This window comes from Croceifilum oryzae, from assembly GCF_030814315.1.
GTDB classification, from domain to species: Bacteria; Bacillota; Bacilli; order Thermoactinomycetales; family Thermoactinomycetaceae; genus Baia; species Baia oryzae.
Window position 1 is genome coordinate 14,800 of record NZ_JAUSUV010000010.1, and the last position, 12,889, is coordinate 27,688.

General features: G+C 43.7%; 25 protein-coding genes. All 25 read right to left on the minus strand.

Translation table 11 applies throughout. From position 1 onward, the window contains the following. Positions 1 to 80: 80 nt before the first annotated feature. On the minus strand, positions 81 to 1,385 hold the full coding sequence (gene secY, locus J2Z48_RS11670) for a preprotein translocase subunit SecY (RefSeq protein WP_307253748.1): 1,305 nt from the start codon (positions 1,383 to 1,385) through the stop codon (positions 81 to 83). A gap of 1 nt (position 1,386) precedes the next feature. Further along, on the minus strand, positions 1,387 to 1,827 hold the full coding sequence (gene rplO, locus J2Z48_RS11675) for a 50S ribosomal protein L15 (RefSeq protein ID WP_072332768.1): 441 nt from the start codon (positions 1,825 to 1,827) through the stop codon (positions 1,387 to 1,389). A gap of 31 nt (positions 1,828 to 1,858) precedes the next feature. Then, positions 1,859 to 2,047: a 50S ribosomal protein L30 gene (gene rpmD / locus J2Z48_RS11680; protein ID WP_131848675.1), complete on the minus strand. Its 189-nt coding sequence runs from the start codon at positions 2,045 to 2,047 to the stop codon at positions 1,859 to 1,861. A gap of 11 nt (positions 2,048 to 2,058) precedes the next feature. Further along, positions 2,059 to 2,526 (minus strand): 30S ribosomal protein S5, encoded by a 468-nt coding sequence (gene rpsE / locus J2Z48_RS11685; RefSeq protein WP_093292052.1) that lies wholly within the window; start codon positions 2,524 to 2,526, stop codon positions 2,059 to 2,061. Positions 2,527 to 2,573: 47 nt separating this feature from the next. Next, on the minus strand, positions 2,574 to 2,933 hold the full coding sequence (gene rplR / locus J2Z48_RS11690; RefSeq protein ID WP_307253756.1) for a 50S ribosomal protein L18: 360 nt from the start codon (positions 2,931 to 2,933) through the stop codon (positions 2,574 to 2,576). Between the two features lie 33 nt (positions 2,934 to 2,966). Further along, positions 2,967 to 3,503, minus strand: a complete 537-nt coding sequence (gene rplF / locus J2Z48_RS11695) for a 50S ribosomal protein L6 (protein ID WP_307253758.1) — start codon at positions 3,501 to 3,503, stop codon at positions 2,967 to 2,969. Between the two features lie 31 nt (positions 3,504 to 3,534). Then, a complete protein-coding gene (rpsH, locus tag J2Z48_RS11700) occupies positions 3,535 to 3,933 on the minus strand; it encodes a 30S ribosomal protein S8 (RefSeq protein WP_307253760.1) in 399 nt (132 codons plus the stop codon). Positions 3,934 to 3,959: 26 nt separating this feature from the next. Next, entirely contained in the window at positions 3,960 to 4,145 is a 186-nt protein-coding gene (locus J2Z48_RS11705) for a type Z 30S ribosomal protein S14 (RefSeq protein ID WP_072332786.1), read from the minus strand. A 28-nt stretch (positions 4,146 to 4,173) separates the two neighbouring features. Then, on the minus strand, positions 4,174 to 4,713 hold the full coding sequence (gene rplE / locus J2Z48_RS11710) for a 50S ribosomal protein L5 (RefSeq protein ID WP_072332789.1): 540 nt from the start codon (positions 4,711 to 4,713) through the stop codon (positions 4,174 to 4,176). Between the two features lie 26 nt (positions 4,714 to 4,739). After that, positions 4,740 to 5,096 (minus strand): 50S ribosomal protein L24, encoded by a 357-nt coding sequence (gene rplX, locus J2Z48_RS11715; RefSeq protein ID WP_307253928.1) that lies wholly within the window; start codon positions 5,094 to 5,096, stop codon positions 4,740 to 4,742. A 58-nt stretch (positions 5,097 to 5,154) separates the two neighbouring features. After that, positions 5,155 to 5,523 carry a 50S ribosomal protein L14 gene (gene rplN, locus J2Z48_RS11720; protein ID WP_072332792.1) on the minus strand — a complete coding sequence of 123 codons (369 nt, stop codon included), beginning with the start codon at positions 5,521 to 5,523 and terminating at the stop codon, positions 5,155 to 5,157. Positions 5,524 to 5,562: 39 nt separating this feature from the next. Beyond that, positions 5,563 to 5,829, minus strand: a complete 267-nt coding sequence (rpsQ, locus tag J2Z48_RS11725) for a 30S ribosomal protein S17 (RefSeq protein ID WP_093291962.1) — start codon at positions 5,827 to 5,829, stop codon at positions 5,563 to 5,565. Next, entirely contained in the window at positions 5,826 to 6,038 is a 213-nt protein-coding gene (gene rpmC, locus J2Z48_RS11730; protein ID WP_072332798.1) for a 50S ribosomal protein L29, read from the minus strand. Before rpmC ends, rpsQ begins: the two co-directional genes overlap by 4 nt. Next, positions 6,035 to 6,457 carry a 50S ribosomal protein L16 gene (gene rplP / locus J2Z48_RS11735; RefSeq protein ID WP_072332801.1) on the minus strand — a complete coding sequence of 141 codons (423 nt, stop codon included), beginning with the start codon at positions 6,455 to 6,457 and terminating at the stop codon, positions 6,035 to 6,037. Before rplP ends, rpmC begins: the two co-directional genes overlap by 4 nt. Before the next feature lie 3 nt (positions 6,458 to 6,460). Further along, positions 6,461 to 7,126 carry a 30S ribosomal protein S3 gene (rpsC, locus tag J2Z48_RS11740; RefSeq protein WP_093291964.1) on the minus strand — a complete coding sequence of 222 codons (666 nt, stop codon included), beginning with the start codon at positions 7,124 to 7,126 and terminating at the stop codon, positions 6,461 to 6,463. A gap of 24 nt (positions 7,127 to 7,150) precedes the next feature. Further along, positions 7,151 to 7,483: a 50S ribosomal protein L22 gene (gene rplV, locus J2Z48_RS11745; RefSeq protein WP_072332806.1), complete on the minus strand. Its 333-nt coding sequence runs from the start codon at positions 7,481 to 7,483 to the stop codon at positions 7,151 to 7,153. A 31-nt stretch (positions 7,484 to 7,514) separates the two neighbouring features. Further along, on the minus strand, positions 7,515 to 7,796 hold the full coding sequence (rpsS, locus tag J2Z48_RS11750; protein ID WP_072332809.1) for a 30S ribosomal protein S19: 282 nt from the start codon (positions 7,794 to 7,796) through the stop codon (positions 7,515 to 7,517). A gap of 42 nt (positions 7,797 to 7,838) precedes the next feature. After that, complete coding sequence (gene rplB, locus J2Z48_RS11755) at positions 7,839 to 8,669, minus strand: 50S ribosomal protein L2 (protein WP_307253766.1); 831 nt, start codon at positions 8,667 to 8,669, stop codon at positions 7,839 to 7,841. Positions 8,670 to 8,703: 34 nt separating this feature from the next. Next, positions 8,704 to 8,991 (minus strand): 50S ribosomal protein L23, encoded by a 288-nt coding sequence (rplW, locus tag J2Z48_RS11760; RefSeq protein WP_093291965.1) that lies wholly within the window; start codon positions 8,989 to 8,991, stop codon positions 8,704 to 8,706. Then, positions 8,988 to 9,614, minus strand: a complete 627-nt coding sequence (rplD, locus tag J2Z48_RS11765; protein WP_307253768.1) for a 50S ribosomal protein L4 — start codon at positions 9,612 to 9,614, stop codon at positions 8,988 to 8,990. Before rplD ends, rplW begins: the two co-directional genes overlap by 4 nt. A gap of 25 nt (positions 9,615 to 9,639) precedes the next feature. Further along, entirely contained in the window at positions 9,640 to 10,269 is a 630-nt protein-coding gene (rplC, locus tag J2Z48_RS11770; RefSeq protein WP_307253769.1) for a 50S ribosomal protein L3, read from the minus strand. A 33-nt stretch (positions 10,270 to 10,302) separates the two neighbouring features. Further along, a complete protein-coding gene (gene rpsJ, locus J2Z48_RS11775; RefSeq protein WP_093291968.1) occupies positions 10,303 to 10,611 on the minus strand; it encodes a 30S ribosomal protein S10 in 309 nt (102 codons plus the stop codon). Positions 10,612 to 10,934: 323 nt separating this feature from the next. Next, positions 10,935 to 11,657, minus strand: coding sequence for a hypothetical protein (locus J2Z48_RS11780; RefSeq protein WP_307253773.1), 723 nt, complete (start codon positions 11,655 to 11,657; stop codon positions 10,935 to 10,937). After that, on the minus strand, positions 11,654 to 12,352 hold the full coding sequence (locus tag J2Z48_RS11785; RefSeq protein WP_307253775.1) for an ABC transporter ATP-binding protein: 699 nt from the start codon (positions 12,350 to 12,352) through the stop codon (positions 11,654 to 11,656). Before J2Z48_RS11785 ends, J2Z48_RS11780 begins: the two co-directional genes overlap by 4 nt. Beyond that, positions 12,349 to 12,735, minus strand: coding sequence for a GntR family transcriptional regulator (locus J2Z48_RS11790; protein ID WP_307253776.1), 387 nt, complete (start codon positions 12,733 to 12,735; stop codon positions 12,349 to 12,351). The genes J2Z48_RS11785 and J2Z48_RS11790 overlap by 4 nt, the downstream gene beginning before the upstream one ends. Between the last annotated feature and the right edge of the window lie 154 nt (positions 12,736 to 12,889).

Consider the following 12,889-nt stretch of genomic DNA (forward strand, 5'->3'; position numbering starts at 1 on the left):
GTCCGCAATGAAAAGTTAAAAATTGTAAGTCCCAAGCACACACGAGTCCCCGGAGATTTCTTACCGGGGCAACACTCATGTTACTTGGAAGACATGAAACCTTTGTAATGACGTTTTACCAATTGAGCTTCAATCGTCTTCATGACCTCAAGCACTACACCAATCACGATCAAGAGAGAGGTCCCACCAATTTGAACAGAAGTTGGTAAACCAGCTAACTTGATGAAAATGACTGGTAAAATAGCGACAGCCGCTAAGAAAAGTGCTCCTGTCAATGTAAGACGATTCATGATCCGAGTTAAGTAAGAAGTAGTCGCTTTACCTGGACGTACACCCGGGATAAAACCACCGTTCTTCTTTAACTGATCGGAAAGCTGAATCGGATTCATTTGAACAAACGTATAGAAATACGTAAATCCAAGAATTAACAGAACATACAAGATTATTCCTAATGCGGAACTGGTATAGTCGAAATGTTTGATAACCCAATTCGCGATTGCGTTACCTTCCCAGAATCTAGCAATAGTCGGAGGGAACATAAGCAAGGATACCGCGAAGATCACAGGGATCACACCCGCAGCATTTACCTTAAACGGAATATGTGTGGATTGTCCTCCATACATCTTACGACCTACCACACGCTTGGTATAGTTAATCGTAATTTTCCGTACACCTTGCTGAATGTAAATAATCCCGACAATCACTACCAATACAACAAGTAGAATTCCAGCAAGCTTTAGAATCCCCATCGTTATATCAGCCTTACCAGTAAAGAATGTATTCCATACTTGTGAGCCAACTCCAGGAATTCCGGCAGCAATTCCGGCAAAGATGATGATAGAAATACCATTCCCAATACCTTTATCCGTAATTTGCTCACCTAGCCACATTAAGAAAGCCGTTCCTGCTGTAAGTGTCAAAGAAATCGAGGCATAGGTCCAAAAACCATCGCCTATAATAAATTCTTTGGCAGCACGACCAAACCCGATAGACAACCCGATGGACTGGATAATGCCAAGAGCAATCGTAAAATAACGAGTTACTTGTGCAATCTTACGTCGTCCTGTCTCTCCCTCTTTCGCCCAACGAGCAAAGGCGGGAATCACGTCCATCGTCAAAAGTTGCACAATAATCGAAGCAGTGATATATGGCATAATCCCCATCGCAAAGATCGAGAAGTTATGCAAGGAGTTACCCGAGAAGGTGTTGATAAGTCCGAAGACTCCTCCTCCTTGTGATTGCAAATATTCTCGCAATGCAGTTGCGTCCGTATTAGGAACAGGAATAAAGCTTCCGATACGAAAGACAACCAACAACAACAACGTGAACAAAATACGACGACGAAGATCTTCCACCTTAAAAATGTTGCCCAGGGTTGTAAACATATTAGATTACCTCCGTCGCTCCACCAGCGGCGGTAATTTTTTCTTGTGCGCTTTGGGAGAACTTATGAGCTTTAATGGTAAGCTTTTTCGTTAGTTCGCCATTCGCAAGAACTTTTACGCCTGCTTTTAGGTTTTTCACAACACCAGTCTCTACTAAAAGTTCTGGGGTTACTACAGTACCATCTTCAAAGCGATTTAAAGTGTCTAAGTTGACAACTGCATACTCTACACGATTTGGAGAGGTAAAGCCTCGTTTCGGCAGACGACGATAGATTGGGTTTTGGCCCCCTTCAAATCCAGGACGAACACCACCGCCCGAACGAGCGTTTTGTCCTTTGTGTCCACGACCAGAGGTTTTACCTAAGCCAGAACCTGTACCACGACCTACACGCTTTCTCGTATGACGAGAGCCTTCAGCTGGTTTTAACTCATGTAGTTTCATCTTCGCACCTCCTCTTCAACATGTCCTACTATTACTCGTTAATTTCTTTCACTTCAACCAAGTGGCTTACCTTATTAATCATACCACGGATCGCAGGATTGTCATTGTGGACAATCGTTTGTTCACGTTTGGTGAAGCCGAGTGTCCGCAGGGTAACACGTTGGGATTCCGGACGTCCGATCATGCTACCTGTAAAGGTAATCGCTACTTTCTTTGCCACGGTTATCCCTCCTATCCTAACAACTCTTCTACTGTTTTTCCACGCAATTTAGCCACGTCTTGAGGGCGTTTCAGACCTGCAAGACCTGCGAGGGTTGCGCGAACCATGTTAATTGGGTTATTGGAACCCGTAGACTTAGTGAGGATATCGCCCACACCTGCTACGGCTAGTACATCACGAACTGGACCACCCGCGATTACACCAGTACCTTTGGAAGCTGGTTTTAGAATAACGCTACCAGCGCCAAAGCGACCAATGATATCGTGAGGAATGGTGCTACCTTGCAACGGAATAGAGATCAGGTTCTTTTTTGCATCATCTACACCTTTGCGGATCGCTTCTGGTACTTCAGCAGCTTTACCGATGCCGACACCAACACGTCCTTTGCCATCGCCCACTACTACGAGTGCGCTGAAGCTAAAACGACGTCCACCTTTAACAACTTTGGATACGCGGTTAATGTTAACCACTTTTTCCACAAACTCGGATTGAACTGCATCCTTTTTGCGTGGTCTGTCTTGTCTGCTCAAAAGTCTAGACCTCCTTTCCTAGCTCCTTCAGCCAGTGCTTGCACACGTCCATGATAGATATAACCACCACGGTCGAATACAACAGATTTATAACCCTTTTCGATTGCACGTTTTGCGATCAATTCACCTACAGCATGAGCAGCATCAACGGTAGTACCTTTTCCTTCGAAACCTTTATCTAAGGAAGATGCTGCGATTACTGTTACGCCAGTTTGATCATCAATCAACTGAGCGTAGATGTTTTTCGATGAACGGAAAACATTAAGGCGAGGACGCACAGCCGTGCCAAAAACTCTTTTACGTACGCGTAAATGACGTTTCTTACGACCTTTATTGCGCTCCGGCTTTTGAATCACGGTCTAGTTCACTCCCTTCAACTAGCAAATTTATTACTTACCAGTTTTACCTTCTTTACGACGAACCACTTCATCGCTGTACTTGATACCTTTACCTTTGTACGGTTCAGGTTCACGTTTCGCGCGAATATTTGCCGCCATTTCTCCAACCACTTGCTTGTCAATCCCTTTGACGATCACTTGTGTTTGAGAAGGAACGTCGAACTCGATTCCTGCCAAAGGCTCAACCTCAACTGGGTGAGAGTAGCCAACGTTTAGTACAACGTTGTTACCTTTTTTAGAAGCACGATAACCAACACCTACGAGTTCCAAGGTTTTTGTAAATCCATTCGCAACACCTTCAACCATGTTCGCAAGCAAGCTACGAGTTGTACCATGAAGCGCACGGTGTGTACGATGATCACTAGGACGGTTTACTGTTAGTTGATTATCCTCAACGGTGATCGTGATGTCTGGATTGAATTCGCGTGTAAGGGTTCCTTTTGGACCTTTTACAGTCACAACGTTACCCTCTTGCTTGAATTCCACACCCGCTGGAATCACAATCGGTTTTTTACCAATACGAGACATTCGAAGTCACCTCCGATCTTCTATAAGAAAATTACCAGATGTATGCGAGAACTTCGCCACCAACATTTTGTTGACGAGCTTCTTTATCAGTCATTACACCTTTGTTGGTAGAAATAATTGCAATCCCGAGTCCACGAAGAACGCGTGGGATCTCAGTGGATTTTGCGTATACACGCAATCCTGGTTTCGAGATACGTTTTAGACCAGAAATAACTTTTTCGTTACTTGCGCCATATTTCAAGAAAATACGTAACACGCCTTGTTTCGAATCCTCAACGTACTCAGCGTCGCGGATGAAACCTTCACGCTTCAAGATCTCAGCAATCTCACGTTTCATGCGAGAAGCAGGAACTTCCAAGCTTTCATGGCGAACCATGTTTGCGTTACGAATACGTGTTAACATATCTGCAATTGGATCTGTCATCACCATTGTGAGAACCCTCCTTCCTCAAACAATTACCAGCTAGCTTTTTTCACGCCGGGAATCTGCCCTTTGTAGGCCAGTTCACGGAAGCAAATACGACAGAGACGGAACTTACGGTATACAGAATGTGGACGACCACAGCGCTCACAGCGAGTATAGCCTTGAACTTTAAACTTTGGCGTACGTTGATTCTTCACGATCATCGACTTCTTGGCCAACGGATTCCCTCCTTTAGCATTAGGATTTCTACTTACGGAATGGCATTCCCATAGCAGTAAGTAGTTCACGAGCTTCTTCGTCAGATTTAGCGGTAGTAACAATGACTACGTCCATCCCACGAACTTTATCAACTTTATCATAAGAGATCTCCGGGAAGATCAACTGTTCTTTCAAACCAAGCGTGTAGTTACCACGTCCATCAAACGATTTTGCGGAAACACCGCGAAAATCACGAACACGTGGTAGCGCAACGTTTACCAATCTATCTAAGAAGTGGTACATACGCTCACCGCGTAGGGTTACTTTCACACCAATTGGCATACCTTCACGGAGTTTGAAACCAGCAATGGATTTTTTCGCTTTCGTGATAACTGGTTTTTGACCAGCAATCAAGGTAAGGTCTTCCACTGCATTGTCCAATACTTTAGAGTTTTGAACGGCTTCACCAACACCCATGTTGATTACAACTTTTTCGACTTTAGGAAGCTGCATTACAGATTTGTAACCAAACTTTTTCTGTAAAGATGGAGCTACCTCATTCAAATAAAGTTCTTTTAAGCGAGCCATCTGGGTACCTCCTTTCATGCGAAGAATTACTTATCTAGAATTTCACCTGACTTTTTTGCATAACGAACTTTTTTCTGTTCGCCGTTCTTACCATCAACGAATTTATAACCAATGCGTGTTGGTTGTTTCGTCTTAGGATCTTCGATCATCAAGTTAGAAACATGAATAGGTGCTTCTTTCTCAATGATGCCACCTTGAGGGTTCGTCTGTGTTGGACGGCTATGGCGTTTTACCATGTTTACACCTTCCACAACTACACGACCTTCTTTAGCAAGAACCTTGATTACACGACCTTTAGTGAATACTTTTTTACCGTCTGCATTGAAAGTTGGAGCTTCTTTCCCACGCATAACAAGTACAGTATCACCTTTTTTGATGTGCATTTTTGCGCTCACAATCGGCACCTCCTTCATTCAGAAGTCATATATTTGATCCGATCAATTAGAGAACTTCTGGCGCTAGGGAGATGATCTTCATGAAATCACGATCACGAAGTTCACGAGCGACTGGTCCGAAAATACGGGTACCACGTGGGCTCTTATCTTCCTTGATCACAACTGCGGCATTTTCATCAAAGCGAATGTAGGAGCCATCTGGACGACGTACAGGACGTTTCGTACGCACGACTACACATCTCACTACATCACCTTTCTTGACAACGCCACCGGGTGTTGCTTGTTTCACGGATGCAACGACGAGATCGCCGATCCCAGCAGTGGCTTTATTAGAACCACCCAACACACGGATGACCATTACTTCCTTCGCGCCGGAATTATCTGCTACACGAAGACGAGATAGGTTTTGAAGCATGAGTTTCCCTCCTTCCCGCTACTCTTTACGTGTCAATCATTAGATGATAACCGCTTCTTCTACGATTTCCACCAAGCGCCAACGTTTGTCCTTAGACAACGGACGAGTTTCCATGATTTTTACGAGGTCTCCAGCTTTTGCTGTATTCTCTTCATCATGAGCTTTAAATTTTTTGGTAAATTTAACGCGCTTTCCATATTTGGAGTCACGTTTGTAGGTTTCTACAGAAACGACGATGGTTTTATCCATTTTATCGCTTACCACTTTGCCGATTCGAACTTTACGGCGTGTTGTGCGTTCGCTCATCCCTGTGTCCTCCTTTCGATTCCTAGTTCGCGCTCACGGAGAGCCGTTTTGCAACGAGCAATGTCCTTGCGAACTTGGCCCAAACGAGTTGGGTTTTCCAATTGTCCAGTAGCGGACTGGAAACGAAGGTTGAACAGTTCTTCTTTGAACTCAGCAAGCTTTTGCTCGATTTCGGCGGTGGTCAACTCTAATAGCTCTTTCGCTTTCATTCGTTACCCCCCGCTTCACGTTTCACAAATTTCGTTTTGATTGGTAGTTTCATCGCAGCTAGGCGCATAGCTTCACGAGCTACATCTTCAGGTACACCAGCAACTTCGAACATGATTTTCCCAGGTTTTACAACTGCTACCCATTTTTCTGGGGAACCTTTACCGCTACCCATCCGTACCTCAAGAGGCTTTTGAGTAACTGGCTTATCTGGGAAGATCTTAATCCAAACTTGTCCACCACGCTTCATGTAACGAGTCATCGCACGACGCGCTGCCTCAATCTGGCGGTTGGTGATCCAAGATGGCTCAAGAGCTTGCAAACCATATTCGCCGAATGCTACTTCCGTACCGCCTTTTGCTTTACCGCGCATCTTACCACGGTGTGGGCGACGATATTTTACGCGTTTTGGTAATAGCATCGCTTATTTGCCTCCTTCCACTTCTCCCTTTGGAGTGTTTTTTGTTGGGAGAACTTCACCACGATAGATCCAAACTTTAACCCCGATTTTACCGTAAGTTGTATCTGCTTCAGCAAAACCGTAGTCAATGTCAGCACGTAGTGTATGGAGTGGTACAGTACCTTCGCTATAACCTTCGCTACGAGCGATATCTGCTCCACCCAAACGACCGCTTACTAGAGTACGAACACCTTTCGCACCAACACGTAATGTACGACCGATTGATTGTTTCATAGCACGACGGAATGAAACACGGCGCTCTAATTGTTGAGCAATACTTTCAGCAACTAGATTTGCATCAAGCTCAGGGTGTTTAATTTCGTGAATGTTAATGTGTACTTTTTTGCCTGTTAGTTTCACAAGAGCATTGCGAAGTGCATCAACTTCTGTACCGCCTTTACCGATTACCATACCTGGTTTCGCGGTATGAACAGTGATGTTCACACGGTTCGCTGCACGTTCGATTTCTACTTTGGAAACGGCTGCATCTTTCAGACGCTTTTTCACAAAGTCACGAATTTTTAAGTCTTCATGAAGTAGATCTGCGAAGTCTTTTCCGCCGAACCATTTGGATTCCCAGTCACGAATGACACCAACGCGAAGTCCAATTGGATTCACCTTTTGACCCATAGCTTATCCCTCCTTATTCAGAGATTATTTTTCTTTTACAACCACAGTAATGTGGCTTGAACGTTTGTTAATTCGACTTGCACGGCCCATTGCACGAGGCATGTAGCGTTTCAACGTTGGCCCTTCATCAACGAAAGCTGTTTCTACAACAAGGTTGTTTGCATCCATGTTGTAGTTATGCTCTGCGTTCGCAACAGCAGACTTTAACACTTTCTCGATGACCGGCGAGGCAGCACGGTGGGTAAACTGAAGTACTGCGAAAGCCTCTTCTACAGACTTACCGCGAATCAAATCAATTACCAAACGCACTTTACGTGGTGCAATTCGAATGTTACGCGCAATCGCTTTTGCTTGCATGCGTTGCCCTCCTCTCTCGCGAATCGATCATCTACCGACGTTTCGTCTTCTTATCATCGTTACCATGACCTTTGTAGGTACGGGTTGGAGCAAACTCACCAAGTTTATGACCGACCATATCTTCCGTTACGTATACAGGAACATGTTTGCGTCCATCGTGAACTGCAATGGTATGACCAACGAAGTCTGGGAAGATGGTAGAACGACGAGACCAAGTTTTGACAATACGCTTTTCGCCTTTTTCGTTCAGCTCAACCACTTTCTTGATTAAGTGATCATCTGCAAAGGGTCCTTTTTTCAGGCTGCGGCCCATAGCTGAAACCTCCCTTCGAGTGAGGCTAGATAATAGTTTTTATTACTTCTTGCGACGACGTACGATGTACTTGTCAGACGCTTTGTTTTTCTTACGAGTCTTATAACCAAGAGTCGGTTTACCCCAAGGAGTAACAGGAGACTTACGACCGATTGGTGCACGTCCCTCACCACCACCATGTGGGTGATCTACAGGGTTCATTACAGATCCACGTACAGTTGGGCGTTTGCCTAACCAACGAGAACGACCTGCTTTACCGATGTTGATCAATTCATGATCCAAGTTACCTACTTGACCGATTGTCGCGCGGCACTCAAGAAGAATCATGCGAGTTTCACCGGATACAAGACGAATGATAGCATAGCGACCTTCTTTACCAAGAAGCTGTGCGCTAGTACCTGCAGCACGTACAAGTTGTCCACCACGGCCTGGTTTAAGCTCGATGTTATGGATTACTGTACCTACTGGGATGTTGCGAAGTGGAAGAGCGTTACCTGGCTTGATGTCTGATTCAGGACCGGAGATGATCTCTTGTCCTACTTTTAGACTATTTGGAGCTAGAATGTAACGTTTTTCACCATCAACGTAATGAATCAATGCGATGTTCGCAGAGCGGTTTGGATCGTACTCGATCGTAGCCACTTTTCCTACGATGCCATCTTTATTACGTTTAAAGTCGATCACACGGTATTTACGTTTGTGGCCACCGCCTTGGTGACGTACCGTAATTTTACCTTGGTTGTTACGACCTGCCTTCTTGTTTAGAGGTTGTAATAGCGACTTCTCAGGAGTGCTAGTAGTGATCTCTTCAAAAGTAGAACTAGTCATATGACGACGTGATGGAGTCGTTGGTCTGTATTGTTTAATACCCACTTCGATTTCCCTCCTTTTTTAATCAAATGTGTAATTAAGCTTGGAAGATTTCAATTGCTTTGCTGCCTTCAGCAAGAGTAACGATTGCTTTCTTACGTTCTGGCGTCCGACCTGTATAACGACCATGACGCTTTTGTTTTCCTAGAAGACGATGAGTGTTCACAGAAGCTACTTTTACGCCGAAAATGCTTTCAACCGCTTTTTTCACTTCTACTTTGTTCGCACGTACGTCTACTTCGAAAACGTATTTACCTTGTTCCATCATCTCAGTAGAAGCTTCTGTTACTACTGGGCGACGGATGATATCGCGTGGATCCTTCACTGGCCAAACACCTCCTCAACACGATTTACAGCCCCACGGGTGAAAATCACTTTGTCATGATAGAGGACGTCGAGCACATTAACACCTTCAGCTACGATTAATTTCACACCTGGGATGTTACGTGCAGCAAGAGCTGCTTTCTCCTCTAAATCGTCTAACACGATCAATGTCTTTTTCTCCATGCCAAGATTTTTTAGCACTCGTACTAGCTCGCGAGTTTTCGCAGCTTCAAGAGCTAATGCATCTAGTACTACTAGTTCGTTATCCAATACTTTGGAAGAAAGAGCAGACTTGATAGCTAGACGACGTACTTTCTTTGGCAATTTGTAAGCATAGCTACGCGGAACCGGTCCAAAGACTGTACCACCGCCAACCCATTGCGGGGAGCGAATGCTTCCTTGACGAGCATTACCAGTACCTTTTTGTTTGTATGGCTTACGACCACCACCACGAACTTCAGAACGTCCTTTTACCGCATGGGTACCACGACGCTGGGATGCTTGTTGCATAACAACTGCATCATGTAGTACGTGTTGGTTTGGAGTGATTCCGAACACCGCATCAGCTAGTTCGATCTCACCCACTTCTTTACCATGCACATCTAATACAGTCAATTTAGGCATGTTATGTCCTCCTTTCTTTGCTCAATTATACGCTTTTCTTAACAGATGATTTTACGATTACATAACCATTCTTAGGACCTGGAATACTACCTTTTACCAAGATCAGGTTCTTATCAGCATCTACACGTACAACCTCAAGGTTTTGTGTAGTAACACGCTCATGACCCATTTGACCTGGAAGAGTTTGGCCTTTGAATACACGGTTAGGAGCAACCGCACCCAAAGAACCTGGTCCACGGTGATAACGAGAACCGTGACTCATTGGTCCACGAGATTGATTATGACGTTTAATCGCACCTGCAAAGCCCTTACCTTTCGATGTTCCAACTACGTCTACAAATTCACCAGCAGCGAATAAGTCGGCTTTCAGAACACTTCCAAGCTCGTAGCTTGCAACGTCAACCCCACGAATTTCTTTTACGAAATGTTGTGGTGCCACACCTGCTTTTTTTGCATGTCCCATTTCAGGACGAGTAGCACGATGTTCTTTCTTTTCTTTGAGACCGATTTGGATCGCTTCATAACCATCCGTACCGATTTCTTTCTTTTGAAGAACGACACATGGCCCTGCTTCAACAACGGTTACAGTAGCAACTGTACCATCCTCATTGAAGACTTGAGTCATGCCGATCTTTTTACCAAGAATACCTTTCACGCCGTACACCTCCTACCCTATCGAAGTTAAGCATTACAATTTAATTTCGATGTCAACACCCGATGGAAGATCTAATCTCATCAGTGCATCTACGGTTTGTTGCGTAGGATTCACGATGTCGATCAGACGCTTATGAGTGCGCATTTCGAACTGCTCACGGGAATCTTTATATTTATGAACCGCCCGCAAGATCGTATAAACAGATTTCTCTGTTGGAAGCGGAATCGGACCTGACACGCTAGCGCCCGTACGCTTCGCAGTATCAACGATTTTCACCGCTGACTGATCTAGGACACGGTGGTCATAGGCTTTCAGCCGAATGCGAATCTTTTGTTTTGCCATTAGTAACCCTCCTTCGCTCATTTTTCTTAAATGAACTTCTCCGCAGAAATTTCTCCCGACCTAGGCCATGGCAAAGGGGCCAGGTGTGTCGGCAACCTTCTGCTTCATCGCTGTTCATGACCAACATTCGCTATTATATAGAAAATATAAAACAGATGCAAGGAAAAAAAGCATCTGTCTAATAGGTAAATTCTATGATGTAAGCGAAGCGTTGTAATTAAAGTTATAGAGAAGACTGCAGGAGATATTTTATCAAATATAAGTGGGGATAGCAAGGGAATTTGAAAAAATTGGTAGCTGAAAATGCTCCTTGAGTAACGCGTTTAGAGATTCGTATGTTTCTTCAATAGATGAACACCAAAAGCGTAAAGCAGTATTGTAAGAATGGGTGACCCGATCAATAAATGGATTGGTACAGAAATTGATTCTCCGTTTGCGGCTGGCATCACCATTTCCATAAGGAGGTTAGGCATCATGAAACCAGCAAGAAGGCCGAAAGGAACCCACAGAAGGACGGAAACCGCTTTAAACTTTTTTGTAAACAACATAATACAGATAGCATAAGTCCCCAATAGCATAGCACCTAGAAAACTAGTCAGGAAGAAAATCACATCATTATGGAAAACATTACTTAACGAAAATTGACTCCATTTCCCCGTACACGTTATCGCTACAATGATGGAGGCTTTGATAATGAGATAACTATAGAAGTATACATATAGATAGTACATCATGATTGAAAGAAGCTTTGCTCGATAGAGAAGCTCTCTAGGATAGGGGAGCGTTAGCCACCACGAAGCGGTATTTTTCTGAAATTCCTTATTTATAAAACCCATTCCCATTCCAAAAGCAACAAACATAATTCCATTGAAAGTTTGATTAAAGTATTGGAAATTATCCAAGCCATTTTCTAAACCCATTACAATACCGATTGTAAGGCCCAAGAAAACCACAAGTGTAATGAGCGACATAAGCTTGGTTACGAATAAGGTGGAGATGGCTGGAAATTTCATCTCATGTCGTACCAGTTTGAAAAAAGTACTCATGCATATACCTCCCGATAAAGTTCTTTTAGAGAACCGCTCTTAAGACGCAATTCTTCTACTTCTCCTTCTACTACAATCTTCGTATCCTTTACGAAAGAGACTCTATTTAGAAGTCCTTCTACTTCATCGATCTCATGCGTCGTAATCACCAATGTTAACTTTCTTTCCATGATACTTTCAATGATCAGCTCAATCATTTTCTCTCGAGTAATTAAGTCGATTCCTGAAAAAGGCTCATCTAACAACATTAGCTCCACATCACGAGAGAAGCAGAGTAGAAATTGCAATCGGGCCTCTTGGCCTTTCGACATCTCTTTTCCTAACAACCTCCTATCTAGTTTAAAAAACTCTACCAACTCTTCTGCTCTGTCCATTTGGAAATCAGGATAAAAATTCTTTCCATACTGCAGTGCCTCTTCTACTGTATAGTCGCTGTACCACTTTGCACGATCCGATAAGTATGCTATTTTCTGATATAATTCCCAACTAGGTTTTTGTCCTAATACTTCAATCCCTCCTTGATCTGGCAGACATAGATTTGCCATCATTTTCAGCATGGTCGATTTACCCGCGCCGTTTTCCCCTAAGATCCCATAAACCTCGCCTTTAGGAATCGAAAAGGAGATATTGTCTAAAACACGCTTCTTCTTAAAAGATTTTCCTACTCCGTGAAAACGAATCGCAGCATCCATCATTTCCATTCCACCCCCGCAATCATTTTCTGTGCCTCTTCTTGAGTAACACCTAGTATCTTTAAAACCTCAACAAACGACTCTAGTGCATTCTCCGCCATCTCTCTTCGCAACCCCGCAACTTGATCAGCAGAAGAAGTGATAAACGTCCCCTGACCACGCCTCTTCTCGCAGAGCCCATCTCTTTCTAATTCCTGATAAGCCCTTACTACTGTACTCGGATTGATTTTCATCTGTACTGCAAAATCACGAACAGAAGGAAGTTTACTGCCCAACTCGATCTCTCCTTTTGCTAACATCTGACGGAACTGTTGTACTAGTTGCTCGTAGATCGGTTGTGAAAAATCGAGAATAAAGCGATAGGAACCGACAACACGAGTCTCCATAAGCCTCACCGCATCTTTGTATGTTATATTGTATATAGAGTATGGTTACACACCACACACTATCTATATGTGTATGATATGATGACATACACTTTATTGTCAATACTTTTTAGTAATTATTTATCAACCTTCTGATTTATTTGACAGCTTATTG